This window comes from Gordonia sp. CPCC 206044, from assembly GCF_048537895.1.
GTDB lineage: Bacteria > Actinomycetota > Actinomycetes > Mycobacteriales > Mycobacteriaceae > Gordonia.
On record NZ_JBCLVL010000021.1, the window covers coordinates 22384 to 48705 of the forward strand.

General features: G+C 65.4%; 26 protein-coding genes. 10 read left to right on the top strand and 16 right to left on the bottom strand.

Features of this window, described 5'->3' with window-relative positions; translation table 11 throughout:
- Positions 1–82: 82 nt before the first annotated feature.
- Both AAFP35_RS24120 and AAFP35_RS24125 read left to right on the top strand, forming a co-directional pair.
- On the top strand, positions 83–1000 hold the full coding sequence (locus AAFP35_RS24120; protein WP_419224275.1) for an amino acid ABC transporter permease: 918 nt from the start codon (positions 83–85) through the stop codon (positions 998–1000).
- Positions 987–1760, top strand: a complete 774-nt coding sequence (locus AAFP35_RS24125) for an amino acid ABC transporter ATP-binding protein (protein ID WP_419224211.1) — start codon at positions 987–989, stop codon at positions 1758–1760. Before AAFP35_RS24120 ends, AAFP35_RS24125 begins: the two co-directional genes overlap by 14 nt.
- Before the next feature lie 12 nt (positions 1761–1772).
- On the opposite strand, the gene AAFP35_RS24130 is transcribed toward AAFP35_RS24125, so the two are convergent.
- From AAFP35_RS24130 to AAFP35_RS24180, 11 genes are all read right to left on the bottom strand, one after another.
- Positions 1773–2606, bottom strand: coding sequence for a class I SAM-dependent methyltransferase (locus AAFP35_RS24130; protein ID WP_419224212.1), 834 nt, complete (start codon positions 2604–2606; stop codon positions 1773–1775).
- A 51-nt stretch (positions 2607–2657) separates the two neighbouring features.
- Positions 2658–3503, bottom strand: a complete 846-nt coding sequence (locus tag AAFP35_RS24135) for an MlaE family ABC transporter permease (RefSeq protein WP_419224213.1) — start codon at positions 3501–3503, stop codon at positions 2658–2660.
- A 13-nt stretch (positions 3504–3516) separates the two neighbouring features.
- Positions 3517–4245: a hypothetical protein gene (locus AAFP35_RS24140; RefSeq protein ID WP_419224214.1), complete on the bottom strand. Its 729-nt coding sequence runs from the start codon at positions 4243–4245 to the stop codon at positions 3517–3519.
- Positions 4246–4345: 100 nt separating this feature from the next.
- The gene (locus AAFP35_RS24145; protein ID WP_419224215.1) at positions 4346–5326 is read right to left on the bottom strand and encodes an MlaD family protein; all 981 of its coding nucleotides are present in this window, start codon (positions 5324–5326) and stop codon (positions 4346–4348) included.
- On the bottom strand, positions 5323–6387 hold the full coding sequence (locus AAFP35_RS24150; protein ID WP_419224216.1) for an MlaD family protein: 1065 nt from the start codon (positions 6385–6387) through the stop codon (positions 5323–5325). The genes AAFP35_RS24145 and AAFP35_RS24150 overlap by 4 nt, the downstream gene beginning before the upstream one ends.
- Positions 6384–7469 (bottom strand): MlaD family protein, encoded by a 1086-nt coding sequence (locus AAFP35_RS24155; protein WP_419224217.1) that lies wholly within the window; start codon positions 7467–7469, stop codon positions 6384–6386. Before AAFP35_RS24155 ends, AAFP35_RS24150 begins: the two co-directional genes overlap by 4 nt.
- Before the next feature lie 32 nt (positions 7470–7501).
- Positions 7502–8575, bottom strand: coding sequence for an MCE family protein (locus AAFP35_RS24160; RefSeq protein ID WP_419224218.1), 1074 nt, complete (start codon positions 8573–8575; stop codon positions 7502–7504).
- Positions 8563–9588: an MlaD family protein gene (locus AAFP35_RS24165; RefSeq protein ID WP_419224219.1), complete on the bottom strand. Its 1026-nt coding sequence runs from the start codon at positions 9586–9588 to the stop codon at positions 8563–8565. Before AAFP35_RS24165 ends, AAFP35_RS24160 begins: the two co-directional genes overlap by 13 nt.
- Positions 9585–10613, bottom strand: coding sequence for an MlaD family protein (locus AAFP35_RS24170; protein WP_419224220.1), 1029 nt, complete (start codon positions 10611–10613; stop codon positions 9585–9587). Before AAFP35_RS24170 ends, AAFP35_RS24165 begins: the two co-directional genes overlap by 4 nt.
- A 6-nt stretch (positions 10614–10619) precedes the next feature.
- A complete protein-coding gene (locus AAFP35_RS24175; RefSeq protein WP_419224221.1) occupies positions 10620–11477 on the bottom strand; it encodes an ABC transporter permease in 858 nt (285 codons plus the stop codon).
- Between the two features lie 162 nt (positions 11478–11639).
- Positions 11640–12179 carry a 2'-5' RNA ligase family protein gene (locus tag AAFP35_RS24180; protein ID WP_419224222.1) on the bottom strand — a complete coding sequence of 180 codons (540 nt, stop codon included), beginning with the start codon at positions 12177–12179 and terminating at the stop codon, positions 11640–11642.
- Between the two features lie 186 nt (positions 12180–12365).
- On the opposite strand from AAFP35_RS24180, the gene rpsA reads away from it, so the two are divergent.
- The 5 genes from rpsA (at position 12366) to AAFP35_RS24205 (ending at position 17696) form a co-directional block, all read left to right on the top strand.
- Complete coding sequence (gene rpsA, locus AAFP35_RS24185; RefSeq protein WP_419224223.1) at positions 12366–13820, top strand: 30S ribosomal protein S1; 1455 nt, start codon at positions 12366–12368, stop codon at positions 13818–13820.
- A gap of 118 nt (positions 13821–13938) precedes the next feature.
- A complete protein-coding gene (gene aztD / locus AAFP35_RS24190) occupies positions 13939–15183 on the top strand; it encodes a zinc metallochaperone AztD (protein WP_419224224.1) in 1245 nt (414 codons plus the stop codon).
- Positions 15184–15264: 81 nt separating this feature from the next.
- The gene (gene coaE, locus AAFP35_RS24195) at positions 15265–16458 is read left to right on the top strand and encodes a dephospho-CoA kinase (RefSeq protein WP_419224225.1); all 1194 of its coding nucleotides are present in this window, start codon (positions 15265–15267) and stop codon (positions 16456–16458) included.
- 141 nt (positions 16459–16599) lie between these two features.
- On the top strand, positions 16600–16995 hold the full coding sequence (locus AAFP35_RS24200) for a hypothetical protein (protein ID WP_419224226.1): 396 nt from the start codon (positions 16600–16602) through the stop codon (positions 16993–16995).
- 170 nt (positions 16996–17165) lie between these two features.
- Positions 17166–17696 (top strand): hypothetical protein, encoded by a 531-nt coding sequence (locus AAFP35_RS24205; protein WP_419224227.1) that lies wholly within the window; start codon positions 17166–17168, stop codon positions 17694–17696.
- 164 nt (positions 17697–17860) lie between these two features.
- On the opposite strand, the gene AAFP35_RS24210 is transcribed toward AAFP35_RS24205, so the two are convergent.
- Positions 17861–18322 (bottom strand): hypothetical protein, encoded by a 462-nt coding sequence (locus tag AAFP35_RS24210; protein WP_419224228.1) that lies wholly within the window; start codon positions 18320–18322, stop codon positions 17861–17863.
- Between the two features lie 125 nt (positions 18323–18447).
- Between AAFP35_RS24210 and AAFP35_RS24215 the strand changes: the two genes are divergently transcribed.
- Complete coding sequence (locus AAFP35_RS24215) at positions 18448–18912, top strand: hypothetical protein (protein ID WP_419224229.1); 465 nt, start codon at positions 18448–18450, stop codon at positions 18910–18912.
- A gap of 4 nt (positions 18913–18916) precedes the next feature.
- Here AAFP35_RS24215 and AAFP35_RS24220 read toward each other — a convergent pair whose 3' ends face one another.
- A complete protein-coding gene (locus AAFP35_RS24220) occupies positions 18917–19450 on the bottom strand; it encodes a DUF402 domain-containing protein (protein ID WP_419224230.1) in 534 nt (177 codons plus the stop codon).
- A gap of 80 nt (positions 19451–19530) precedes the next feature.
- On the opposite strand from AAFP35_RS24220, the gene uvrB reads away from it, so the two are divergent.
- On the top strand, positions 19531–21687 hold the full coding sequence (uvrB, locus tag AAFP35_RS24225; protein ID WP_419224231.1) for an excinuclease ABC subunit UvrB: 2157 nt from the start codon (positions 19531–19533) through the stop codon (positions 21685–21687).
- A 135-nt stretch (positions 21688–21822) separates the two neighbouring features.
- Entirely contained in the window at positions 21823–22266 is a 444-nt protein-coding gene (locus AAFP35_RS24230; RefSeq protein WP_419224232.1) for a universal stress protein, read from the top strand.
- A gap of 34 nt (positions 22267–22300) precedes the next feature.
- On the opposite strand, the gene AAFP35_RS24235 is transcribed toward AAFP35_RS24230, so the two are convergent.
- The 3 genes from AAFP35_RS24235 to AAFP35_RS24245 are packed head-to-tail and all read right to left on the bottom strand — an operon-like array spanning position 22301 to position 26198.
- Positions 22301–24595 (bottom strand): HelD family protein, encoded by a 2295-nt coding sequence (locus AAFP35_RS24235; protein ID WP_419224233.1) that lies wholly within the window; start codon positions 24593–24595, stop codon positions 22301–22303.
- Positions 24592–25260, bottom strand: a complete 669-nt coding sequence (locus tag AAFP35_RS24240; protein WP_419224234.1) for a hypothetical protein — start codon at positions 25258–25260, stop codon at positions 24592–24594. Before AAFP35_RS24240 ends, AAFP35_RS24235 begins: the two co-directional genes overlap by 4 nt.
- A gap of 50 nt (positions 25261–25310) precedes the next feature.
- A complete protein-coding gene (locus AAFP35_RS24245) occupies positions 25311–26198 on the bottom strand; it encodes a DoxX family membrane protein (protein ID WP_419224235.1) in 888 nt (295 codons plus the stop codon).
- Positions 26199–26322: the final 124 nt, after the last annotated feature.

Consider the following 26322-nt stretch of genomic DNA (forward strand, 5'->3'; position numbering starts at 1 on the left):
CGGCCCGACCGACTCGGCTGCGAAGGACCCAGACAAGCACGAACCGGGCAGGCACGAGCCGGGCAGGCACGAGCCGACACCGATCAAGGCCGTTCCTCTGCGCCATCCCGGTCAATGGATCGCCGCGGCCGTCGTGGTGATCGTGGTGGTCCTGTTCGTCTACGGTGCGGCCACCAACGGCGCGTACCGCTGGGACACTTACGCCAAGTACCTGTTCGACAACCGCATCCTTTCCGGTGTCGGATACACCTTGGCGTTGACCGTCCTGGCGATGATCATCGCGATCATCCTCGGCGTGGTGCTGGCGGTGATGCGGTTGTCGCCGAATCCGGTGCTGCGCTACACCGCATGGGTCTACCTCTGGATCTTCCGTGGCACACCGGTGTACGTGCAATTGGTGTTCTGGGGCCTGTTCCCGTCGATCTACAAGCAGATCGACCTCGGCATTCCGTTCTCGGTTCAGTTCGTGCACTTCGACATCCAGGATTGGAACGCCGCATTCCTGTTCGCGGTCGTCGGTCTGGCCCTCAACGAGGCCGCCTACATGGCCGAGATCGTCCGGGCCGGCGTGTCCTCGGTCGGCGAAGGGCAGAGTGAGGCATCGGTCGCGCTCGGTATGTCGTGGAGTCAGACGATGCGTCGGACCGTGCTCCCGCAGGCGATGCGCGTGATCATCCCGCCGACCGGCAACGAACTGATCAGCATGCTCAAGACCACCAGCCTGGTGGCCGCGGTCCCGTTCAGCCTGGAACTCTACGGGAGGGCCCGGGACATCTCCGGGGTGAACTTCCAGCCGATCCCGTTGCTGATGGTTGCGTCGACCTGGTACCTCGTCGTGACGAGCGTGCTGATGGTGGGGCAGTTCTACCTGGAGCGTCACTACTCGAAGGGGGCCAGCCGTCAGATGACCGCCCGGCAGCTCAAAGCTCTTGCCGCAGCGCAGAATGCGCCGTTGGGCAGCGGCGTCGCGGTGGAGGGGGAGAGCGATGAGCGCCGCTGAGAGCCCGATGGTGGTGGCCGACCGGGTCTGGAAGAGTTTCGGACATCTCGATGTGCTCAAAGGTGTTTCGCTCGAGGTGGGTCGCGGTGAGGTGCTGTGTCTGATCGGGCCTTCGGGTTCGGGCAAGTCGACGTTCTTGCGCTGTGTGAATCACCTGGAGATCGTCAACGCGGGGCGACTCTACGTCGACGGCGACCTCATCGGGTATCGCGAACGCGGCGACAAGCTGTACGAGATGAGCGCCAAGGACGCGGCTCGACAACGTCGGGACATCGGAATGGTGTTCCAGCACTTCAACCTGTTCCCGCATCGCACTGCGCTGGAGAACATCATCGAGGCGCCGACACAGGTCAAGAAGCAGAAGAAGAGCGAGGCGATCGAAAGGGCCCGGCACCTGCTGGACCGTGTCGGGCTCGCCGACAAGACGGACACCTATCCGGCGCAATTATCGGGTGGGCAGCAGCAACGCGTGGCCATCGCCCGCGCCCTGGCCATGGATCCGAAATTGATGTTGTTCGACGAACCGACCTCGGCGCTCGATCCGGAATTGGTCGGGGAGGTGCTGGGGGTGATGCGTGAACTCGCCGAATCCGGCATGACGATGATCGTTGTCACCCACGAGATGGGTTTCGCCCGTGAGGTCGCCGACCAACTGGCCTTCATGGACGACGGCGTCGTCGTCGAACGCGGTGATCCCCGAGCGACGCTGGCGAATCCGCAGCAGGAACGCACCCGCGCCTTCCTCTCGAAACTCCTGTGACCGGACTCCGCTTCAGGTAGGTTTGCTGCAGCAGAAGATGGCGGTGCCGGGGAAGTACTGGCCGCGGAACGGACTCCACTGTCCCCACTCCTGGGTGAACCCTTCCGGCCATTCGGGTTCCACGATGTCGTCGAGAATCAATCCGGCGGAACGGATCTCACGTACCCGATCACCGATGGTGCGGTGGTGTTCGACGTAGGTGATGGTGCCGGCGTCGTCGACCTCGGTGTACGGGGTGCGGTCGAAATAGGGGATGCGGACGGTCAGGCCGTCTGGGCCCGGATCGTCGAGGAACATCCACCGCATCGGATGGTTCACTGCGAAAACCCAACGTCCACCGGGACGTAACACCCTCGCGACCTCCGCCATCACCTGCGCTGAGTCGGCGACGAAGGGCACCGCGCCGAAGGCCGAGCACGCGATGTCGAAGGATGCGTCGGCGAAGGGCAGGTTCTCGGCGTTCGCCTGGACCAACGGAACGCGCCGGGTGTCGGCGTCCATCGCCGCGAGGCCGATTCCCAGCATCCGCCGGGACAGATCGATTCCGACGACCCGCGCACCGTGGGCCGCGAGCCAACGCGAGCATGGGGCAGACCCGCAGCCGATCTCGAGGACGTCACGCTCGGCGATCTCACCGAGGAGGCCAACGTCGGCTTCCCGGAGACGTTCCGGGCACCAGACGAAATCGCCGTCGGAGGCGTACGTGCCTAGGAACTCGCCGTGCTCGTCGTGATAGTTCTGCGCGTCGTGGTCCCACCACCAGCGGTTGGCGCGTTCGCTCGTCATCGAGTCGACGTCGGTCAACACACGGGGCGGTCGAATGACCACGTCCTCATCACCGGACATGCCCCGATGATAGATCCCGCCGGCACAGGGCTTGTCCGATCCGGACCGAACTCAACCCAGCTGTATCGGGAAGAAGATCGAATAGATCAGGGTCAGCACGAAGTTCACGCCGATGATCGCGACGGTGGAGATCACGACGGTCGCGTTCACCCCGTCGGCGACGCCGCGCGGCCCGCCCTTGGCCTCCAGCCCGCGCTGGCAGCCGACGACGGCGATGATGAAACCGAAGACGCTCGCCTTGACCAGCGCCAGAAAGATGTCACGAACCGACGAGAACGCTCCGAAGGACTGCCAGTAGCTGCCGGGACCGACGCCTTGGAGCGTGACCGCGAGGTAGAAGGCGGCGAGCACTCCGACCAACACGATGAACAGGGCGAGCAACGGCGCGACGACAACGGCCGCGATCACCCGGGGCACCACGAGCCGCTGCACCGGGTCGATGCCCATCGTGCGCATCGCGTCGATCTCCTCACGCACGGTCCGGGCGCCCAGATCCGCGGCAATCGCCGACGCCCCGGCCCCGCCGAGCAGCAATCCGGCGGCCAGCGGTGCGGCCTGCTGGATGACGGCGAACCCACTGCCCGCGCCGAGTAGTGATTGCGCACCGAGTTGGTTGATGATGTTGCCGATCTGGATGGTGACGATGACTCCGAACGGGACTGCCATCAGCAGCGCGGGCAGTGCGGTGACGCTCACCAGGTACCACGCCTGCACGACCGTCTCGCGCAGCTTCAGTCGGAACCGGACCGCGTCGACCGCCATCTGCAGCACTGTCGAGGTGGCCAGATGGAAGGTACGGCCCAGTGTCCGAACCGGATCGAAGACGTTGTCCTGCAGGTTCTCCGACAGCGCCTCCGCGGCGGTCGGCCCGACCGGTGGCGCGCCGGGTGCGGTCATGTCGGCCGACACGTCAGTTCCCCGGTGTGCCGTCGGTCGGTGCACCCGGTGCACCCGGTGCCGGGTTGGGCGGCTGATCGGCCGCGGGCGCGCCCGCATCGCCACCTGCTTGCGTGCCCAGATTCTGTCCGATCGCCGATGTCGGGTCGCCCACGGAGGTGATCAGCCAGTCCTTGTCCTTGTCGAGTGTGATGCCGTAGACGGCGGTGGTGGACCCGCCGTTGGGGGTCTGCACGGTCTTGGTGTTGACGTTGACCACGGCTTCCACCCGGTAGTTGTCCCCGGACGCCTTCACGGTTTTCGCCACGACCAGATCGGCCGACGTCTGCATCCGCAACGGTGTCAGCACCTGTTCCATCGTCGATCCGACCACGTCGTACTGCTTCTGCAGATCGGGGCTGACACCCTTCTTCATGGCGGCGATCCACGGCGTCAGATCCTTGTAGTCGAGTGTGGCGGCACGTACCGCGTAGTCACCCGCCAGTCGCTCCGCGGTGGCCCGGTCGGATGTCTGTGACCGCAGATCGCTCAGGTCATGACGCGTGTTGACGACCTCGAAGATCAGTGCGACGAGGGCGGCGATCACGATGACGGCTCCCAGGCTGATCAGTAGCGACCGCACCGAGATCGTGAGTTGGCGCCGGCCCGACGGCGACGACTCCTCTGTCTTGGGCGCCGACTCACCCTTGGCCGTGGTAACGCCCTCGGCGGAGGTGTCGCGCTTGTCGGTGTCGAGTGTCATTGTGTCCGTGTCATTTTCCTTGTTCGGTTCGGTGTGTGTGTCATTGCCGGAATCGGTGGTCGTCATCGATTGCTCCGTTCTGTGTCGTCGGTGGGACGGGTCAGCGGGGTTGCGGTTGTCTGGGTCGGATCACGAATCTCGCGGAGTCACCGGATCCGAAGAGTTCCAGAGCGCGCGAGAGCAGATCGCTGACGTCGATGACGGGCAGGGTGGAGTTCACCGCGCTCGCGATGGGCATCAGCGGACCGAGGGCTTCGACGCTGGTGGGCACGATCTCACGCAGATACGGGTTGAGCCGGGCGAGGAACGGGTGGACGATGTCGACGAGGGTCTGACGCATGTTCGCCCCGTAGACGAGGTCCTCGGTGCCCGTCATCGCACCGAGGAAATGGGAGAACACCTTGCCGAGACCATTGCCGAACTGCGGCAAGGACTTCACCAGCCAGTCGAGATCGCCGGTGTAGACCTGCGTGTTGGTGAACATGGTGCGCAGCTGCGCCTCTCGGGACAGCAGGAGTCCGGCGACCAGTCGACTGCCGTCGCTGATCTGCGCGAGCGAGGTGTTGTTGCCGTCGAGGGACTGCCACACGGTGTGCAACACCCCGGCCACGGGATCGGCGGCGGTCACCGCGGAGAGGTTGGAGATGCGGTCGAAGATCCCCGGAATCGATTCTGGTTCGGCGACGCGATCGGTGTCGAGAACCGCGCCGTCGGGGAGTGCCGGGGCATCGGCGTCGCCCGGGACGAAGTTGACATATGGTTCGCCGAGGGCCGATTGCATGCCGATCTCGACGCCCGCGTTCGACGGGATCGTCGCACTCCCCGGGTATTCGACGGTCAGGTCGGCGCCGTCGTGGGTGATCCGGACGTGGGATACCTTGCCGATCGAGACTCCGTTGAGGTCGACACCCGTCCCCGACAGCACGAGGTCGGTGCCGGTGACGTGGAGCGTCGCCGTCTTCGACTCCTCCCACGGACGCCAGTGATACACCGACGTGGCGAGGTAGGCGCTCGTCGCCGCGACCACGACGACGAAGATGACGACGTTGACGACGAATTCCCGTGCAGTACTTGACGTCATCGGACCAGCCCCAGCGTTCGGTACACGCGAACCATGCGGTCGGCGAGTTGTTTGTCGGAGACGTCGTTGGCGATCGCCAATCTGCGGATGTTCAGTGCCGGTGTCCCTTTGAAGAACGGGATGACCTTGTCGGTCAGCAGCTCGACGAGACGTGTGGCGTTGGAGTCCTGACCGTCGTAGTCGGGCCAGCCGGGGACGAGGTATGGCTTCACCACGTCGCTGACGGTCCGGGTGAGCGCTTGCAGCAGTGGCACATCGGCCAACAGCGGTTTGAGACTGGAGTCCAGACGCGTCAACACCTCGGCGATCCACAGTGCCTCGGTGATGACCTTGACGTGCCGGACGCCGCCGGGGCTGAGCAGGTAGGCCAGCGAGTCGCGCATCCCGGCCAGTCGGTTGACCAGTGCGTTGATGCCGACGAGCATCTTGTTGAGGTCGGCGGTGTCGCCGGCCCAGGTGCGCAGGGTGTCCACGAGTGTGCCCTCGATCCTGCGGACCTCGGCGGGATCTTCGGGGAATTGGTTGTTCACGGCGGCAAAGGAACTCCCGAGTTGGGGGAGGCTGCCACTGCCGAGGAAGTTGGCCAGACTCGTCAGCAGGTTCTCCACCTGGACGGGGTCCTTGACCTGGGCCGCCCCGAGAGTCCCGCCCACGGGTAACGGTGTTCGGGCGTCGGTGGTATCGGTGATTTGGGGGTTGGCGATGGCGACGTAGGTGTCTCCCAGCAGGGTGTCCTGCTTGAGTTCGACCGTCGCCTTGCTGTCCACCCGGGTGGCCGCGCGTAGGGCGAGGGAGATCAACGCACCGTGGGAACCGGTACGGATGCCGTGCACCGACCCGGCGTCGACGCCGTCGACCACCACCCGGGCGTCGTCCGGAAGGTTTGCGACGGTGCTCAATTCGACGTTGATGAGTCGGCCACCGGTCTGGGTCTGCGGCGTCGGCAGGCGCTCGGGGGAGAACGATTCGGTGCAGCCGGCGACCAGCAGCGTGAGCACGGTGCACACGACTGCGACACGGGCGATGACGATGTGGCGAGACGGCGTGGGCCTGCGGATCATCGAGCCGCTCCCGTCATCAGCAGCAACGCGCGTAAACCGTCGACCTCGATTGCGTCCGGGCCCACCACGTGACATTGTCCGGGCACGATCCGGTTGATGTTGGCGCACGTCAATCCCGGATTCTTGGCCGGTATCCGTGTGCTCGACGGTGGCGTGTACCGGATACGTAGACCCAACGACTTCTGGTCCCAGGACATGTCGAAGGCCCGGATGAACACCGGCACGATGCCGAGGAGATCGCCCCAGTTGCGCATCCCGGCCCCGACCAGTCGGGCGACCGGGACCACGGCATCGACCGCGGGCCACAGGAAGTGGCTGTACCGCGACATCAGCCGGGCGGTCACGTTGAGCACATCGGGCAGACTCTTGATGAGGCTCGCCAGCTGGTCCACCGTGCCCACCGCCATTGTCCCGGCCAGTGGGGCGGCGGTGGTGATGAAGTCCTGCAACAGTTTCCAGTTCCCGGCGAGTCCGGTGGTCAGCGAGCTGACGTTGTCGATGACCCGTGCGGTGTCGACGAGTCCGCCGACCATGGGTGTGTGCGGCGCTTTCGCGAGTTGCTTGATCATGGCGTTCAGCAGTGGTCCGGTGCCGGCGAGTTCGCGGTCGAGAGACGACATGCTGCCCAGCACCCGTTGTGCCTGCTGGGGTCCGCCGCCGAGTGTCATCTCCTCGGCGAGATCCGACACGCTCTGCAGGGATCGGGAGATCGACACCGGCGTGGCGGTCGAACCGAGGTCGATGCACTGTCCGGGTGGCAGTTGCGCACCGCCGTGGTAGTCGCCGATCAGGGCGAGCTGACGGACGGCGATGATCGACGGGGCGACGGTGGCCGCCTTGACGTCTGCGGGCAGGCGTTCGTCGCCGTCGACGGTGAAGGTCACGACTGCGTGGCCTCGTCGGGATTCGATCTTGGTGACCTTGCCCACGGTGACCCCTCGGCGGGTCACCGCGTTGCCGTCGAAGACACCCACCGCGTCCGGCATTGCGGCGCAATACTCTTTCGCGCCGGGTTGCGCCTGCCGGACTCCGAGCAAGACGGCGACCAGGGCGACGACGACCACCACGAGGGAGCCGGTCATCAGCCACTTGGACGAGAGAATCCGGATGAGCATCAGCAGGCCATTCCCGGTAGTGGGACGCAGATGTCCGACGACAGCATGAGGTCTTTGTCGACGGCGATGGATCCGTCAGGGCCGACCATCCCTTCGAGTCGTTTGATCAGGTCGCGTCCCTGGGTGATCATCGGCGTGTACCGACGCAGGGCTGGGCCGAATTCCCTTCCGATGGCGTCGATCTTGTCGACCAGAGGCTCGAGGTCGCCCTGGTAGACCATCACCGCGCCGTGCAGGCGCCGGACCACCGAGGACAGCCGGAACAGAACGACGTTGAGCCGTTCGCCGAAGGACTGGTACTCCGAGACGAAACTGCTCAGTCCGCGCAGCAGGCCCGTGATGACGTCGCCGCTCGCGTTCAGCCGTTCCGAGTAGTCGGCGGCCAGTTCGAGCATGCGGCCGAAATCGTCCTGCCTGCGGTCGAGGTTCGTCAGCATCGAGGACAGCGTGGTGAGGTTGGCGCGTAGGGAGCCGGGGTTCTCGTCGAGTCCCTGGTCGAGTTGGACGAGCGTCTCGCGCAGTGGCTTGCCGTCCAGCTTGTCGATCTTGGGGGACACGGTCTGGAAGGTGTTCATCAGGCTGTAGGGGATCGAAGTCTTGGACACCGGGATGACCTTCTTGCCCAGTGGGGCACGTCCCACCGAGGTGATGTCGATGTAGTTGCCGCCGACGATGGTCAGCATCTTGACGTCGGCGCGGGATTCGTCGCCGACGAACACCCCGTCGTCGACCGACAGATCGACGTTCACGTGATCGTCGGCGAGTTCGATCTTCTTCACCGTTCCGACGGGCACGCCGGCGAGGCGCACGTTGTCGCCGACGCGGATCTGGCCTGCCTCGGCGAATTGGGTGTGCACGCGAACCTGTCCGGGTGTCAGGACGTAGATCCCGACGGCGATCAACGCCAGTACGACGAGGAACACCGCGGCCGTGAGTCCCCATCGCAGGTCGCGACGGGAACGTTGCCGTGCCGTCATCGCCGGTGGATCGATGACCCGTGCGACGACGGCAACGGGCTTGGACATCCATGCCGTGGTGAACGGTCGGCGTTCCGTCCGACTCAACGCTTGCACAGTGTCACCTGCGATCCCTTGACGAACAGCGCGATGTTGGCGGGGAGTTGGGCGCGCCCCTTGGAACACGTGAGGGTGGGCGTCGAATCGGCCTGCGGTAGCACCGAGTTCAGTGCGTTGAGGATGCCCGGTGTCAACGACAGGAGACCGACCGCCGCCTGTGCCATCGGCAGTATCTGGTGCACGACGGCATCGAGATCCGGAGTCTGGTCGCGACGCAGACCGACGGCGTCGAGCAGGTCGTCGAGTGCGACGACGGCCTCGCCGCTGACGTTCGCGAGATCCGCGAAGTCCGCCTTGTGTGCGGCCAATTCGGTCCCGAATCGCGACAGCAGATCGATGATCGGATTGAGGTAGCGGGACCGTCCGTCGAGTGTGGCGGAGAGTGTGCTGAGGTTGTTCACCAGCGTGTCGATCAGGGCGGCACGGTCGTCGGTGAATTTCAGCACCGTGCTCAGCGAGTCGAGTACTTCGCTGAACCCGGAACCGTCGCCCTGGACCAGCGCCAGCATGCTTTCCGAGAAATGGTTGATGTCGGACGGGTTCATGACCGCGAAAACCGGTGCGAGACCGTTGAACACCTCGGTGATGTCGAAGGATGGCGACGTCGACTCGATGCCGATCAGTTCGTTCGGCGACGACGTGGGTCCCGACCGCGACTTCTGCTGTAGGTCCAGGTACCGGATGCCGGTCAGGTTGAGGTATCGGATGGCGAGATGGCTGTCGGTGTAGATGTGGTTGCCGTCGGTGAGGGTGAACCGCACCCGTGCCGTCGAGGCGTCGTCGGTGCTGTCGTGATGCAGGTCGACGGCGGTCACCTTGCCGATCCGGACTCCGGCGGTGCGGACATCGTTGCCGACCCTCAGACCGGAGACGTTGCTGAACTCGGCGGTGTACTCGCCGTCGGCGCCACTGAGCGGGCGGGTGATGGCATTGGCGATGAACACGCCGCCTGCGACGGCGAATACCGCGAACACCAGGAGATACACGATGGCCCGGGAGAAACGCGTCATCGGGCATGTCCTCCCAGGGCAGCGGTGACACCCGGTATCGAGTCGAGGACGAGGTCGACGTTCAACATCGGTCCTCGGGGTCCGGTCGGCATCGCCCTGTCGATCCGGTCGATCAGCTCGGCGATCTCGATGCCGTTGCGGCGGGCGCCGGGAAAGGTGTCGTTCACCCGGTTCAGGATGGACACCATCGGGGCCACCAGGGGCTCGGCCGCACCGAGCTCTTCCGGCCCGAGCAGCGCTTCCGCGTCGTCCATGAGTGTCGTTGCCGCAAAGGAGAATCCCGCGTGCATCTCTTCCAGGAAATCGGGCCGCCGCGGTGCCTGCCAGGCCAGGATTCCCTCGGTCGGCGGGAGTAGGTCCTCACCCGCCTGCTGCAATTGGCTCACGAGTTGGGCGTATTGCGGCAGGGTCTGTCGCGGACTGACCCGCTGGGTGTCGGCGATCGCCTCGGCGAGGCGACCCGCCACCCCGACGATGGGCAGAAGTCCCAACGTCGCCTGATTCGCCGAGGCCAGGATGTCACTGACATGCGGTGAGAACGCCTTGTTCTGTAGGTCGCTCAGATTGCGCAGCAGCGTGGTGAGTGTGGCGTCGGCAGGCGGCGCGGGCGTGAAGTCGTCGCCGTCGTGGATCGGGGGACCATCGTCGGGATACAGCACGACGGCCCCGATCCCGAACAGATTCTTCGGGGCGTACTTCACGCCCATGGTGGAGGTGAGCAGTCCACCGTCGCCGACGAGGTCCGGGTCGAGCGCCATCTTCACCCGGAAGGTGTTGGGCGCGTCCGCGGACACGTCAGAGACGGTGCCGACGTCGGCACCGTTGGCGACCACCGTCGCGCCCGGCACGATGCCTCCCGCCACGCTGCTCGTGTGCATGGTGATGTCCAGCGAGTCGTCGGGGATCAGTCGGATCACCGTCACCGTGATCACCGATGCGACGACGGTCGCGGCGAGGAAACCGAGTGCGCGTAGCCGAAAGGTCTTCGGGTCGGCGGCCATACCGGGCGCACGGAAATCGGGCATCGGCGATCAGCCCCGGAACTCGAGAGGTGAGTTGACGCCCCAGAACAGCACCGTGAGCACGACGTCGAGGAGGATGATGGCGACCAGGCTCGCCCGAATCGCGCGGCCCGAAGCCACCCCCACACCTTCTGGACCACCCGAGGCGAAGAATCCCTTGTAGCAGTGGATGACGGTCACCGCCACGACGAAGACGATGATCTTGACGGTGGCGAACAGCAGGTCGGTGAAGTTGACGAACTGATCGAAGTAGTGACCGTAGGCTCCGCCGGATTCTCCGCGGAAGGTGACGATCAGCGCTGCGCTGGCATAGCTGGCGACGATCGCGACCAGGAAGGTTGGGATCGTGGTGATCATCCCGGCGATCACCCGTGTGGACACGACAAATGAGATCGAGTGCACACCAACGACTTCCAGCGCATCGATCTCCTCGCTGATGCGCATCGACCCGATCTCGGCGGTCATCCGGCAGCCTGCCTGCACCGCAAAGGCGACGGCCGCGAGCAACGGAGCGAACTCGCGGGTGATGGCGAACGACGATGCCGCACCGGCGACCGACCCCATGCCGAGGATGTTGAGTGTGCCGTGGGCGATGACCGCGACCGTGGCGCCCGCCGCCAACCCGAGTACCGCCATGACCAGGGCGGTGCCGCCGCCGACGATGATCGCCCCGCGTCCCCAGGCGAGATCCGTCACTGTCTGGATGGTCTGACGGCGGTATCGGATCAGCGCAGTGGGTGCGTAGCGGGCCGCGTACCACGCGAACGAGATGAAATGACCCAGGTAGCCGAGGACCCGGTTGATCAGAGTGGTGAGCTGATAGGCCCACCGCAACCCGCGGACCTCGTATGTCGACGGTATTCCCATGCAGCCCCCCGGCAAGCAATCGGTTGGACGAACGTCCAGGTTTGGTGACAGAGACTACATCCGTTGTCACATGAGATGTAGGTCACTTCGAGAAATTGGCCAGAAAGCTTCTCGGGTGCCGAAGGTGTCGTCGGGCGACGACGTGTCAGGGGAGTCTTGTCGTCAGCAGGCGCGGCCGGCGAGGACGTGTTCGGTCTTGGCGTCGCCGTCCCAGTGCCGCAGACCGACGAAGGCGCCGGTGATCTCCGAACGTGGATCGATCGCCTCGAGCACGCGTGACATCTGCGACGCGTCCAGGCGTCTGGCCAGCGTGATGTGCGGTGTCCATCGGCCCGTCGCGCTGTGCGGCATCGCCGGACCGTCCCCGAGGTGATCCGCGCTCAGGCGCGTCACCTGCGCATGAACCGACAGCAGTTCGGTCGACGGGACGACGAGTCGCGCGAGCGTCAGGCGTGTGGCGGGGCCGAACAGGACCGGCGCACCGACCGTCATGGGGATCGGGAGCCTTGTACTCACGGGTGTGAGCGCGGCATCGGCCGAGGTGGTGATCTGCTCGGCGGCCAGCAGGGTCACATGCGGACGGTTGGTGCCGGCACGGATGTGGCCCTGATTCGCCAGTCCGAGCGCGGCCAGACGCTCCCATTCCTGTCGGATCAGTGCGTCGGTGTCTGCATCGAGGAGTAGTTCGAGTGAATGCACCATCGGGCCCTCCTGGTGGGCGCCATTTGCCCAGCACAATGCCGCTGGAGTACGCTTGCTCACGCGCGTGTGCTCGATTACGCGCGGTTCGTGTATGCCCTTCCCGGCGGCCCAGCCGCCCAGTGGCACACAGCGATCCACGCAAGAAAAACTGTACCTACTACACACCTGTCCGGAGCAACTCAACATATGTCGTCCCCCACGATCACCTCGCCGCAAGTAGCCATCAATGACATTGGCTCGGCCGAGGACTTTCTCGCCGCCATCGACTCCACGATCAAGTACTTCAACGATGGCGACATCGTCGAGGGCACCATCGTCAAGGTCGATCGGGACGAGGTTCTGCTCGACATCGGTTACAAGACCGAAGGCGTCATCCCTTCCCGCGAACTCTCGATCAAGCACGACGTCGACCCCAACGAGGTCGTCAACGTCGGTGACGAGGTCGAGGCCCTGGTCCTCACCAAGGAGGACAAGGAAGGTCGCCTGATCCTGTCCAAGAAGCGTGCTCAGTACGAGCGCGCCTGGGGCACCATCGAGGAGCTCAAGGAGAAGGACGAGGCCGTCAAGGGCACCGTCATCGAGGTCGTCAAGGGCGGCCTGATCCTGGACATCGGTCTGCGTGGCTTCCTCCCGGCGTCGCTGGTGGAGATGCGCCGCGTCCGCGATCTGCAGCCGTACATCGGCAAGGAGATCGAGGCCAAGATCATCGAGCTCGACAAGAACCGCAACAACGTGGTCCTGTCGCGTCGCGCCTGGCTCGAGCAGACCCAGTCCGAGGTCCGCAGCGAGTTCCTGCATCAGCTGCAGAAGGGCCAGGTCCGCAAGGGCGTCGTGTCCTCGATCGTCAACTTCGGTGCGTTCGTCGATCTCGGCGGCGTCGACGGTCTGGTGCACGTCTCCGAGCTGTCCTGGAAGCACATCGATCACCCGTCCGAGGTCGTCGCCGTGGGCGACGAGGTCACCGTCGAGGTCCTCGACGTCGACCTGGACCGCGAGCGCGTGTCGCTGTCGCTCAAGGCAACCCAGGAAGATCCGTGGCGTCAGTTCGCTCGCACCCACGCGATCGGACAGATCGTGCCGGGCAAGGTCACCAAGCTGGTGCCGTTCGGTGCGTTCGTCCGTGTCGACGAGGGCATCGAGGGTCTGGTGCACATCTCCGAGCTGGCCGAGCGCCACGTCGAGGTGCCGGATCAGGTCGTGTCCGTCGGCGACGACGCGATGGTCAAGGTCATCGACATCGACCTGGAGCGTCGCCGGATCTCGCTGAGCCTCAAGCAGGCCAACGAGGACTACACCGAGGAGTTCGACCCCTCGAAGTACGGCATGGCCGACAGCTACGACGAGCAGGGGAACTACATCTTCCCCGAGGGCTTCGACGCGGAGACCAACGAGTGGCTCGAGGGCTTCGAGAAGCAGCGTGAGGCATGGGAGGCCCGGTACGCCGAGGCCGAGCGTCGTCACAAGCTGCACACCGCTCAGATCGAGAAGTTCGCGGCTGCTGCCGCCGAGGCCGAGAACGCCCCGTCGGACTACTCGTCGGCGTCGGAGAACCGCTCGACCTCCAGCTCGTCCGGTGGCGGCTCGCTCGCCAGCGACGAGCAGCTCGCCGCACTGCGCGAGAAGCTGTCGGGTAACGCCTGACACCTGCAGTACCACTCACAGCGCCCCGGCTCGGAATCCGAGCCGGGGCGCTGTGCTGTGTGGGGTGGGACCGATAAGTATTTGGCAATGATTTTCATTACCGTGTTGACTGTCCCTCGTGCAATCACAACGGACAAACCTGACACGAACCCTGGCCCTGCTGATCGCTTCGTCCTGCGCGCTCGTTGCGTGCGGTACCGACACCGATCCGGGCGCCGCGGAGTCGGCCGCCGGCAGCAGCTCGTCGGCCTCACCTGTCGAACAACAGAGCGCGACACCGCGATTGGCGCTGAGCTACGACGGTGGCATCCTCGTCCTCGACGCGGACGATCTCTCCCAGGTCGCAGACATCCCGACCGAAGGGTTCATCCGGCTCAACGACGCCGACAATGGACGCAACGTCTTCGTTTCGCAGACCGGCGGTTTCGGTGTACTCGACATGGGGACCTGGACGCGTCAGCACGGGGACCACGGCCATTACTACACACAACGGCCCGAGATGACCGACATGCGTTTCGGCGGCGAGGAACCCGGGCATGTGGTGCCCCACGATTCGCGGATCACGCTGTTCAGCGACGGAACCGGTGAGGTCGACATCGTCGAACCCGCGGAGTTGTTGCAGGGCAACGCGAAATCGACGGCTTACACAGTTCCCGAACCGCATCACGGGGTGGCGGTCTCGCGTGGCGACGGCACTCTGGTGGTCACGTCGGGCAACGAGGAGCAGCGTTCGGGCATCGTCATTCTCGACAAGGCCCGCAAGGAGATCGCACGTAACGACCAGTGCCCGGAAGTGCACGGCGAGGCCGCTGCCGCCGACGGCGCGCTGACCTTCGGATGCCAGGACGGCATCCTGATCGTGCGCGGCAACCAGATCCAGAAGGTACAGAGCCCCGATGGATACGGTCGCATCGGCAACCAGGCGGGCAGCGAGGCGTCGCCGATCGTGCTCGGTGACTACAAGACCGACGCCGATGCGGAACTCGAACGGCCGAATCGCTTCACGTTCACCGATACCCGCACGGGTGAACTACGGGTTGTCCCTTTCCCGGCGAGCTACAGCTTCCGCTCCCTCGAACGTGGCCCGAACGGCTCCGCGGTGATCCTCGGTACCGACGGTGCCCTCTACGTCTACGATCCGGCCACCGCACAACAGATCCGCAAGATCCCGGCGATCGGTGCATGGACCGAGCCCGACGAGTGGCAGTCGGCGATGCCCAATCTGTACGTGCGTGACGAGATCGCCTACATCTCGGATCCGACGGCGAAGTCGGTCACCGCGATCGACCTCGACACCGGGGAGAAGACCGCGCAGGCGGACCTCCCGCACGAGACGATCGAACTGACCGGCGTCTCCGGCTGAACGAGCAGGTGTCGAGTGTTGTCGCGACCATCCGGTGAGGTCGCGGCAACACCCGTCGGGGGATTTGCGAGACTGGTCGATGTGATCAGACTGGGACTGTCCGGTGGAATCGGCGCCGGCAAATCGACCGTGGCGGAGACGTTCATCGCTCGTGGTGGCTACCACATCGATGCCGACAAGATCGCCCGCGAGGTGGTCGAGCCCGGCAGTGAAGGGCTCACGAAGCTCGTCGAGGCTTTCGGCGACGACATCTTGGCCGCCGACGGCAGCCTCGACCGGCCGGCCCTGGCCGCCAAGGCGTTCGTCGACGAGGAGCAACGCCAGAAGCTCAACGGCATCACCCATCCGCTCGTCGGTGCGCGCACCCAGCAGATGCTGTCCGAGGCGCCGTCGGATGCGATTGTGGTGCAAGATATCCCGTTGCTGGTCGAGGGCAACATGGCGCCGTTCTTCCACATCGTCGTCATCGTCGGCGCAGACGAGGATCTGCGTGTGGAGCGGCTGACCACATTGCGCGGTATGCCCGAGGACGATGCGCGGGCACGGATCCGGGCGCAGGCCACCGACGAACAGCGCCGTGCGGTTGCCGACGTATGGCTCGACAACTCGGGTACGCCCGCGGATCTGGCCACCGCGGCCGCGGCGCTGTGGGACGAACGGCTGGTTCCGTTCGAGCGCAACGTGCGGTCGCGGACGGTGGTGCGCGGCCCACTCACGCTGGCCGATCCCGACCCAGAGTGGGCCGCGTTGGGTGCCCGCACGGTCAATCGATTGTGGGCGGTCGTGGGCGACAAGGCATCGGCCGTCGACCACATCGGTTCCACGGCGGTGCCGGGACTGGCGGCCAAACCGACGATCGACGTACAGGTGACCGTCGCCGACCTCGATGTCGCGGACGCGTTGGCCGACACGCTGGCCGACGGCGGATTCCCGCGGGTCGCGGGGATCGACGGTGACCGTCCCAAGCCGGACCCCGCCACCGGCTCGGTCGACGAGGGGCGGTGGGGAAAGCGCTTCCACGCGTCGGCCGACCCCGGACGTCCGATCAACGTCCACGTGCGGGCAGCGGGATCTCCCGGCGGCGAGTTTGCGATCGACTTCCGGGACTGGCTGCGCGACGACGCCGCGGCGCGAGCCGAGTACGCCGACGTCAAGCGGGCGGCGCTGGCCGGCGCCGACGGGGATCTCGAACGCTACGTCGAGGCCAAGGAACCGTGGTTCGACGACGCCTATCGTCGGATCGCGCAGTGGAAACGGCGCGAGTCCGGCCGGTGATCCGGTCGAACATTCGGATGAACTCTACGCGTACCTGTTCGCCGATCCGCTGACCTCGACACCCTCGCTTTGCTAGCGTGAAGCCGCATGACGTGGTGCGATGTGAACCACGGCTCGGGTCGAGGGAGAACAATCATGAATATGCGCAAGCAGAGCCGTGCTGCGGTCGCCGCAGTGGCATTCGCGGGAGTCGCGGCGGCAGGGATCGCCCTGGCCGCGCCGGCCGAAGCCGCGATCACCAACGTGCAGATCGACAGCAGCAATCTCTTCGGCTCGCTGGACACCCGATACGGCGCAGGCTGCGCATACGGGGTGATCGCCACCGTCGACACCGACGAGCAGGTCACCTTTGCCGCGAACAACACACAGTTCGGCTCGGTCGCCCCGCAGGACGGCAAGGCCACCGGCTTCTGGATTCCGTTCGCCCCCGGTACCTACACGCTCACGGTCAAGCAGGGGCAGTCCACCAAGACGATCAGCCCACTCACCGTGGGACTCGGTGTGTACACCGGCAGTTCATGCATTGTGATTTCGTGAATTGTAATCGAAACATCGTTCGACAAAGGTTCTGACCTCGCACGTGATAATTATCAATGTGTGATGTCGATAATCGCTGTTGCTCAAACCGGATTCACCATTTAATCTCTGTCCTGTCGCGCCGGTCTATTCGGTGTGCAGATCAGCAAATATTCAAGGGAGAACAGTTCATGGCTGTAAACAAGACCCGTCGGACCCGTGTTCTCGGTGCCGCGGCCGCATTCGTGGGTGTCGGCGCCGCCGGGCTCGTGATGGCTGCCCCGGCGAATGCCGCGGTGACCGGAGTCAAGATCACGACCTCGTCCGGGTACGGTTCGTCGCAGGGCGTGCTGGGTTCGGGCTGTTCGTATGATGTCGAGGTCGCCGTCAACAACCAGAGTCCCTCGGCCAAGGTGTACTTCCGGGCACTCAAGGAAACTCGCGCAGAGGACGGGACGACCGAGCTGACCCCTGTCCCGGGTTCGGACGCCAATAAGGTTCCGTCAGGTAGCAAGGCCACCTTCACGTTCGAGCCGGGTAGCGCAGGAAAGTTCACCCTCCAGGCCACCCAGGAAACGACTGAGGGGGGCGCGGCCAACTGGTCGGATGCGGCCGTCGAGAAGACGCAGGCTGAGGCCACCGTCGGCACCGGCTTCCAGACGCCGCCGAGCGGCTCGGTCGAGCTCCCGTTCTCGGGTTCGTGCATCGTCGTCCTGCCGTAACAGGCTGACGCACACGCGTTCATCACACGCGGGGCGTCTCGGACTCCGGTCCGGGGCGCCCCGCGTGGCGTATGGCGGCATTAATATTTCCGCGCCTATTTCATGGCTTGTTTCTTGTCAAATGTTGCATTGACGTTGCACAGGTTTTTCATTCTTTCGGTCCGTTACGAAAAATATTTAGCCAAGCGCCGATGCCGATGCTCGAAAAGGTGGCCGATGAACCATTCGAGCAGCGGCGACGCCGGCCGCAGCAGCAGTCGAGGCGTGAATCGGAGTCGATCGATCACCTCGGTGCCGTCTGTGCCACGTTCGGTCAGCGTGCGTTCGTGCCGCCAGATCCGCATTGACGCCATCGACGACACCTCCACGAACCCTCGTCCGGGCTCCAGTTCGGCGATGGTCATCCGGTCCCAGTCGAGCGGCAGCACGCCCAGATAGAAGATCCACACCCGCCCGAGCGATGTACCCGGCGTGACGTCGGCGACGGTGATGCCCCGATGTCGGCGCGGCAGCATCATCCGCATGTACGGCATCAGCTCGTCGTTGATGCCCTCGGGAGTCACCACGCGCTCCCACACCTCGTCCGGGCGTGCGGCGACGACGGACCTTCGGATCACTTCGATCACGACTTCCTCCCTAACTGATTACAGATGTAACCAAATTGCTCCGCGATGGCCGACGAGGTTGTTAGCCTTGCTCCACGCCCTGTCGGGGGCGATGGACATCGAGGTCGTCGAGAGTGGAGCACACCATGATTCAAGGTCACCGTACGCGCGCCAGGTTCGCTTGCGCAGTCATCACATTCGCGGCCGTCGGGGCCGCGGGTGCGACATTCGCGGCGCCGGCCGACGCCGCGCTGCGCGGGGTGGCCATCGGGACGCCTGCCGGGTACGGGTCGTCGAATGGGTCGACCAACTACGACGTGTACGGCGCAGGGTGCACCTACGAGCTCGACGTCGTCGTCGACAATCCCAAGACGGCCACGTCCAACCTGAAGGTGACGTCGTCGGTGGGTGGTCGATCGGTGACGATCTACGACGCGAAGCCCACCACCTCCGTCGTGAAACCCAAGTGGCGGCCCACCGCGCCGGGCCGATACATGCTGAGCGCGACGCTCGACGGGGTGACCAAGACGAGGGCCGTCAACGTCGGTACGGGCGTCCAGTTCCCGGATTTCATCCGTAGCGGCGCCTGCTTCGTCGTACCGATCTACTGACCGCTCAGCCCGTCGGGCGGTCCCGGAAGAACACCGTGGCCCCGACGGCGGCGTCTAACCACGTCTGCACATCGTGACCGTGCTCGGCGGCTCCGACCAGCGCGCGGGTCGCGATCTGCACTGCTTCCTCGCAGGTTGAGGTGTCCAGCAGGCCCGCGCGGTGCGCCTCGAACAATTCGTCGATGTCGACGAGTTCGAGGGGACGGCCGGGGACGTCGACGAGATCGAGGTACCAGTCCTCGGCGAACCATTTGCCGTCGGCATCCGGCCCGGTGAACCGTCCCACGTCGAGGTAGAGGCGCTGTCCGGACCGGTGGCCGGCGACGAAGTGGAAGATGTTCGCACGCAGCCCCAGATCCGGCAGCAACCACGACTCGAGGTGGAAGAACCGCGGATGATCTGCGGGCCGGGACATGTACAGGCCGTGCGCGGTGACTTCGTAGCGCTCGACCGGCCGCAGGAAGCCCTTGTTGTCGGTGTTGGTCATCGCGGGGACGTCGAACACCTCGCGCTTGGGCGGATGCAGATCGGCTGGCATGGCCTCACCCTAACCCGCAGGTCAGGAGCTCACCGCGCGGACGGAACACATCTGTCAGACGGCGCGTTTACCCTCGTGTCATGGCTTTTGCAGCAGAACGTCCGGTGATCGCGCACTCGGAGTTCCGTCCGATCGGTGACATCGAACGGATCGAGGGGCATTTCGACGTCGTCAGCGAGTACGAGCCTGCCGGTGACCAGCCCGCGGCCATCGACGACCTCGAGCGTCGCATCAGGGCAGGGGAGAAGGACATCGTCCTGCTCGGCGCCACCGGTACCGGCAAGTCGGCGACCACGGCGTGGTTGATCGAGCGGGTGCAGCGACCAACCTTGGTGATGGCACCGAACAAGACGCTCGCTGCGCAGCTGGCCAACGAGCTGCGCGACATGCTGCCCAACAATTCGGTCGAGTACTTCGTGTCGTACTACGACTACTACCAACCCGAGGCGTACATCGCGCAGACCGACACCTACATCGAGAAGGACTCGTCGATCAACGACGACGTCGAGCGGTTGCGCCACTCGGCCACCTCGAGCCTGCTGTCGCGGCGAGACGTCGTGGTGGTCGCGTCGGTCTCCTGCATCTACGGTCTCGGTACGCCGCAGTCCTACCTGGACCGGTCGGTCGAGGTGGCCGTGGGCGAGGAGGTCGACCGCGACGCCCTGCTGCGTCTGCTCGTCGACGTGCAGTACACGCGCAACGACCTGTCGTTCACCCGCGGCAGCTTCCGCGTCCGCGGCGACACGGTCGAGATCATCCCGTCCTACGAGGAACTGGCGGTACGGATCGAGTTCTTCGGCGACGAGGTGGAGGCGCTGTACTACCTGCACCCGCTGACCGGTGACGTTGTGCGGCAGGTCGATTCGTTGCGCATCTTCCCGGCCACCCATTACGTCGCCGGGCCCGAGCGCATGGAGAAGGCGATGCAGAGCATCGAGCAAGAACTCGAGCAGCGTCTGGCCGATCTCGAGGGCAAGGGCAAACTGCTGGAAGCGCAGCGGTTGCGCATGCGCACGAGCTACGACCTGGAGATGATGCGACAGGTCGGTTTCTGCTCGGGTATCGAGAATTACTCGCGACACATCGACGGTCGTCCCGCCGGGAGCGCGCCGGCAACGCTGATCGACTATTTCCCGGACGATTTCCTGCTCGTCATCGACGAGTCGCACGTGACGGTGCCGCAGATCGGCGGCATGTACGAAGGCGACATGTCGCGTAAACGCAATCTCGTCGACTACGGATTCCGGCTCCCGTCAGCCGTCGACAACCGTCCGCTCACCTGGGACGAGTTCGTCGACCGCATCGGTCAGACGGTGTATCTGTCGGCGACGCCCGGCCCGTACGAACTCGGTCAGGCCAACGGCGAGTTCGTGGAACAGGTCATCCGTCCGACGGGGCTCGTCGACCCGGAGGTGATCGTCAAACCCACCAAGGGGCAGATCGACGATCTGGTGCACGAGATCCGCGAGCGGACCGACCGCGACGAACGCGTGTTGGTGACGACGCTGACCAAGAAGATGGCCGAGGATCTCACCGACTATCTTCTGGAACTGGGCATCCGGGTGCGGTATCTGCACTCGGAGGTGGACACCTTGCGTCGCGTGGAACTGTTGCGCCAGTTGCGCACCGGCGAGTACGACGTGCTGGTTGGGATCAACCTGTTGCGAGAGGGGCTGGACCTGCCGGAGGTCTCTCTGGTGGCGATCCTCGACGCGGACAAGGAAGGATTCCTCCGCTCCACCACATCACTCATCCAGACCATCGGTCGCGCCGCCCGTAACGTGTCCGGTCAGGTGCACATGTACGCCGACACCATCACCGATTCGATGCGCAACGCGATCGACGAGACCGAACGGCGCCGTGCCAAGCAGATCGAATACAACCAAGAACGCGGTATCGATCCGAAACCGTTGCGCAAGAAGATCGCCGACATCCTCGATCAGGTGTATCGCGAAGCCGAGGACGAGGTGGCGATCGGCGGTTCCGGCCGTAACGCGAGTCGTGGCCGACGCGCCCAGGGCGAGGTGTCCAAGAAGGCGGGCAGTGCAGGCGTCATCGAGCACCGTGACACATCGTCGATGCCGCGTGCCGAGCTGGCCGATCTGGTCGCTCAGTTGACCGACCAGATGATGGCCGCGGCACGGGATCTCCAGTTCGAGCTGGCCGGACGCCTGCGAGACGAGATCGCCGACCTGAAGAAAGAACTTCGCGGGATGGACGCCGCGGGGATCAAGTAAATGTGCTCATCCCCACGAACGGCGGACAAAGGGACACTCCGCCAACTACTCTCCCGGGACAGGGGTTCTACAGTGTGGGGATGACATCTGCTTCGTGACCGAGCGAGGCACCGCGGACCGTGGAGGTTTTTCCGAATGAGCGCATATCAGACGATCGTCGTCGGCACCGATGGCTCCGAGTCATCGCTGCGGGCCGTCGATCGTGCGGGGGCACTGGCGGGGGACAAGGCCACTCTGGTGGTCGCGTGCGCATACTTCCCCAACGAGCGGGAAGCCGGGGGAGCCGCCGACGTCCTCAAGGACGAGGCCTATCAGATCACCGGTTCGTCGCCGACCGAGGAGATCCTGCGCACCGCTCGCGAGCGTGCCGCCAAATCCGGCGCCGGTTCGATCGATCTGCGCTCGGTGAAGGGCGCTCCGGTCGACGCGCTGCTGCAACTAGTCACCGACGTCAAGGCCGATCTCCTGGTGGTCGGTAACCGGGGCCTCAACTCGATCGCGGGCCGCCTGCTCGGCTCGGTGCCCGCCGACGTCGCGCGAAAGTCCGCATGCGACGTGCTGATCGTCCACACCACCTAGGATCGCTCGACCGCCAGGCCGCCCCCGACACCGTTCAGGAGTCGGGGGCGGCCTGCGTCATGTCGCCCAACTCTTCCGGCAGCTCCTCGGCGTGCACCACGAACAGCCGTTGGGTGGCGCGAGTCAAGGCGACGTACAGATCGCTGTATCCCCGTGGCGACTGGTCGACGATCTGTGACGGCTCCACCACGACGATGTTGTCGAATTCCAGCCCCTTGCAGGCACCTACCGTGAGAACCCTTGGCGAGGAATCGAACTCTTTGGCAGCGGTGACGAAGTCGTCGTGCAATCGGTCGGGCACGATGATCGCGGTCAGCCCGGTGAGTTCGGGACGTTCGGCGGTCGCGAACGCCGTGCGCGCACGCTCCCGGACATCCGACCCTATGGCGAGCGGTTCGAAGCCGTTGCTGCGCAGCGACGTCGGTGCGTCCTGTTCTGCGCCGATCCGAGCGAGGACACGAGTGGCGTAGACCATGATCTCGGCCGGGGTGCGATAGTTGACCGTCAGTTGCCGCAGCTGCCAACGTTGTGCGACGTAGGGAGAGAGCACCTCGTCCCATGAGCGGGTGCCGGCCAGATCGCCGGTCTGTGCGGTGTCGCCGATGATCGTCATCCACCGATTCGGGATGCGGCGCATCACCATTCGCCAGGCCATCGCCGACAACTCCTGCGCCTCGTCGACGATGACGTGACCGAAGGCCCAGTTCCGGTCGCCGTGTGCACGTTCGGCGGTGGTCAGACGTTGCGTCTCGGTCTGGCGGGCGGCGAGTTGTTCGGCGTCGATGAGGTCGTAGGCCATCAGGATCTCGGGATCCAGTTCGTCCTCGAGATCCTGTGGCGCCGAGCCGGTCAGGATGTCCAACGCGTCCTGGGCGTCGGCGAGTTGTCGTCGCCAGCGGGCGCGTTCGGCTCGTTCGGCGTCGTCGGTGCCGTAGCCGATCAGCTCTGCGAGTTCGTCGAGCAGCGGGACGTCGGCGGGCGTCAGGTCGTCGTCACCGGACACGATCGGATCCCGTTGCAGGGCATCGCGGTCGGCCTCCGACCATCCCGGCGTCGCCTTGCGGATGGCGGTCGGATCGGCGAAGAGTTCACGCAACAGCGTCTGTGGAGTCAGGGTCGGCCAGTACTGCAACAGGGCGCGCCGGATGTCCGCGTCATGGCTCATCTCGTCGCGGATGTCGGCGATGTCGTTGGCGCTGAGCAGCTGTGAACCGTCGAGCAGGCTCGATCCGATAGACCGGGCATGTGCCTGCGCGAGTCCGTCGAGTGCAGCACGCAGGAACGCACGTTGCGCGAGATTGTGTGCCCGCCGGGAACCTCGGGCCTTGGTGCGGGCCGCCTTGATCAGCGCGGAGTCGATGGTGACCTGGTAGGTGTCGAAATCCACCGGGACCGGTTTGGTCGGCAACGACTCGCGGGCACGTACCGCACGTTTCAGGACGTCGACCATGCGCAGGCTGCCCTTGATGGCGGCCGTGGCGCGCGACTCCTCAGCCGTCGCGTGGACGCCCGGATAGAGGTTTCCGATGGTGGACAACAACACCCCGGATTCACCCAGCGATGGCAGGACCTGTCCGATGTAGGTCAGGAAGTCGTCGTTCGGCCCGATGATCAGGATGCCGCTGCGCGACAAGATGTCCCGATGGGTGTAGAGCAGATATGCGGCTCGGTGCAGGGCGACAGCGGTCTTGCCGGTCCCCGGGCCACCCTGGATCACCGTGACGCCGCGATGCGCCGAGCGGATGATGAGGTCCTGCTCGCGCTGGATCGTCTCGACGATGTCGGTCATCTCACCGGTACGCGCTGCGTTGAGCGCGGCGACGAGGGCGTTCTCGTTCACCACGTCGCCGTGCCCGACGTCGTCGGGGGATGCGTCGCCGAGGGTGAGGAACTCGTCGTTCACCGCCCGGACGTGGCGGCTGCGGGTGCGGATGTGGCGCCTACGGTCGACGTCCTCGGGGGCCGCGGGTGTCGCCAGATAGAAGGGGCGCGACAGTGGTGCCCGCCAGTCCAGCAACAGTGTGGTGTCGGTGGCGTCGTCGTCGAGGACGCCGATGCGGCCGATCCGGCGGACCTCGCCGTCGTCGAGATCGAGTCGGCCGAAGTACAGGTTGTGCTCGGCCGCATCGAATTTGGTGAGGTCGTCGGTGTACATGCGTTCGTACGACTCACGTTCCGAGCGTGCTTGCGGGGTGCCGCCGGTCTCCCGCAGCGTCGACGACAAACGACGTTCGGTGTTGGCCCGCATGCGGTCCAGTCGTGCGTAGACGAGGTCGAGATGGGCCTGTTCCTCGACCACCCGTTCGTCTGCGTGGATGTCTGTACTCACTGCTGCGTCAAGCCTTCTCGGTCGTGCTTCGTCGTGGTGATCCGCGAGTCCGTGGACAGGCGGGTGGTGCGGATGGCCTCGGTCACCCGACGGCCGACGTCGCGGTCGGCGAGTCGTGCACAGACCGCGGTCGCGGTTCCGGACAGACCCGGATCGCGCAGGTGTGTCTCGAGCCAGTCGATGATCTCCTGCTGCGTCCCGAACGGCACCGGAGTGGCCGTTCTCGGGTCGGCGAGCACGCCGTGGCGGGACACATACAGGGAGAATGTCTCGGGCGCAACGGCTGCGGCGACCGGGTGGTGGGCGGTGGAGAGCACCATCCGATCGTAGTTCGGTTCGGTGCGGTCGAGAGCGGTGGTCTCCCGGTCGTTCAACCAGGCGCCCACCGTGGACAATCGGGCACCCGGAGCACGATACGGAGCGGCCGGGACATAACCGCGTCGCGACACATGTGCCGAGTACCCCACCGCCAGTCCGGAGATCGCGACCGCCATCAGCGGTGGCATGGCTGCCGGATCGCCGGAGAGCTTGGCCCGCAGGACTGCGGGTGACGCGTTGGACCCGACCGCGACGACGAGGCGGCGCCCGTCGAGGCGGTCGGGATGCAGGTCGGTCTGTTGACGGCGATGCGGTGATGTCCACGGATAGTCGTGGGCAGGGAACACCGTCGGGTCGATGCTGGGTGGTCGTCCCGGAACGGTGGCAGGCGGTGTGGCTATGAGCGGGCCTTTCGGGCGCGTCGTCGGCCTTCCTGGGCACCCTCGTGTGCCTTCTCCCGGGCGGTGGCGGCCAGGGAGGTGACATCCTCGCGTGCGGTGGTCGCGAGGCTCGCCAGTTCGTCGGCGACCTCGGGTGCGCGTTGGCGGATCACATCGGCGACCTCGGTGGAACGTTCCCGCGCGGCCTCGGCGAGTTCCGGAGCGCGTTGTCGGATCAGCTCGGCGGCCTCGGTGGATCGTTCGCGGGCGGCCTCGGCCAGTTCGGGAGCGCGTTGTCGGATCAGTTCGGCTGCGCCGGCCGAACGTGCACTGAGAGCGTGCGCGCCCTCGCTGAGCGCGTGCGCGCCCTCCTGCGAGCGCTCGCGAACCGACTCCCACGCGGTGTCCTGTGCACCTCCGGTCGACGGGAGTGCCGCCGACAGCGCCTGTCCCGCGGCTGCGGCCTTCGCGCGGCCACGCCACGCCAGCGACGGTTTGCCCTCGGTGTCCACCGCGGCGATGAGCAGACCGCCCAGCAGACTCACGTTCTTGAGGAACTGCGTGCGCTGCATCTTGCGCTTCACCGGATCGGGCTCGTTCCAGAACGAATGTCCGGCAACGGTTGTCGGGACGAGTGAGCCGGCCAGTGCCGCCGACGCGACCCGCGGGAACTTGCCGACCGCGAGCAATGTCCCGGCACCGATCTGTACCGCGCCGTTGATCCGGACGAGGGTCTCGGCCTCCGTCGGGACCTTGTCCGTCACGGTGTCCGGCAGCGTGTCGACGGATTTGTCGACGAACTCCTGGGCGATGTCGGCCTTCGGCTTCGGATCGCGCACGGCATCGATGCCGGCGGAGATGAAGACACTGGCGAGCATGGGTCGGGCAATTCGGCGGATCAACATCGACGGCCTCCTCGTGACAGGACTCGTGTGTTCACCCCCGTTGTCTCGAGCAGTGAACTTCATCGAGGCTACCGGCCACGGCCGACGATCGCAGGTACCTGCCGGCTGTCGTCGATCCGCCGAA

Bases quoted from the DNA above. Each gene is read 5' to 3' on its own strand.
- AAFP35_RS24125 (WP_419224211.1), top strand. From the start codon at position 987: ATGAGCGCCGCTGAGAGCCCGATGGTGGTGGCCGACCGGGTCTGGAAG.
- AAFP35_RS24130 (WP_419224212.1), bottom strand. From the start codon at position 2,606: ATGTCCGGTGATGAGGACGTGGTCATTCGACCGCCCCGTGTGTTGACC.
- AAFP35_RS24135 (WP_419224213.1), bottom strand. From the start codon at position 3,503: ATGACCGCACCCGGCGCGCCACCGGTCGGGCCGACCGCCGCGGAGGCG.
- AAFP35_RS24140 (WP_419224214.1), bottom strand. From the start codon at position 4,245: ATGACACTCGACACCGACAAGCGCGACACCTCCGCCGAGGGCGTTACC.
- AAFP35_RS24145 (WP_419224215.1), bottom strand. From the start codon at position 5,326: ATGACGTCAAGTACTGCACGGGAATTCGTCGTCAACGTCGTCATCTTC.
- AAFP35_RS24150 (WP_419224216.1), bottom strand. From the start codon at position 6,387: ATGATCCGCAGGCCCACGCCGTCTCGCCACATCGTCATCGCCCGTGTC.
- AAFP35_RS24155 (WP_419224217.1), bottom strand. From the start codon at position 7,469: ATGACCGGCTCCCTCGTGGTGGTCGTCGTCGCCCTGGTCGCCGTCTTG.
- AAFP35_RS24165 (WP_419224219.1), bottom strand. From the start codon at position 9,588: ATGACGCGTTTCTCCCGGGCCATCGTGTATCTCCTGGTGTTCGCGGTA.
- AAFP35_RS24170 (WP_419224220.1), bottom strand. From the start codon at position 10,613: ATGCCCGATTTCCGTGCGCCCGGTATGGCCGCCGACCCGAAGACCTTT.
- AAFP35_RS24175 (WP_419224221.1), bottom strand. From the start codon at position 11,477: ATGGGAATACCGTCGACATACGAGGTCCGCGGGTTGCGGTGGGCCTAT.
- AAFP35_RS24180 (WP_419224222.1), bottom strand. From the start codon at position 12,179: ATGGTGCATTCACTCGAACTACTCCTCGATGCAGACACCGACGCACTG.
- rpsA (WP_419224223.1), top strand. From the start codon at position 12,366: ATGTCGTCCCCCACGATCACCTCGCCGCAAGTAGCCATCAATGACATT.
- AAFP35_RS24200 (WP_419224226.1), top strand. From the start codon at position 16,600: ATGCGCAAGCAGAGCCGTGCTGCGGTCGCCGCAGTGGCATTCGCGGGA.
- AAFP35_RS24205 (WP_419224227.1), top strand. From the start codon at position 17,166: ATGGCTGTAAACAAGACCCGTCGGACCCGTGTTCTCGGTGCCGCGGCC.
- AAFP35_RS24215 (WP_419224229.1), top strand. From the start codon at position 18,448: ATGATTCAAGGTCACCGTACGCGCGCCAGGTTCGCTTGCGCAGTCATC.
- AAFP35_RS24220 (WP_419224230.1), bottom strand. From the start codon at position 19,450: ATGCCAGCCGATCTGCATCCGCCCAAGCGCGAGGTGTTCGACGTCCCC.
- uvrB (WP_419224231.1), top strand. From the start codon at position 19,531: ATGGCTTTTGCAGCAGAACGTCCGGTGATCGCGCACTCGGAGTTCCGT.
- AAFP35_RS24230 (WP_419224232.1), top strand. From the start codon at position 21,823: ATGAGCGCATATCAGACGATCGTCGTCGGCACCGATGGCTCCGAGTCA.
- AAFP35_RS24245 (WP_419224235.1), bottom strand. From the start codon at position 26,198: ATGTTGATCCGCCGAATTGCCCGACCCATGCTCGCCAGTGTCTTCATC.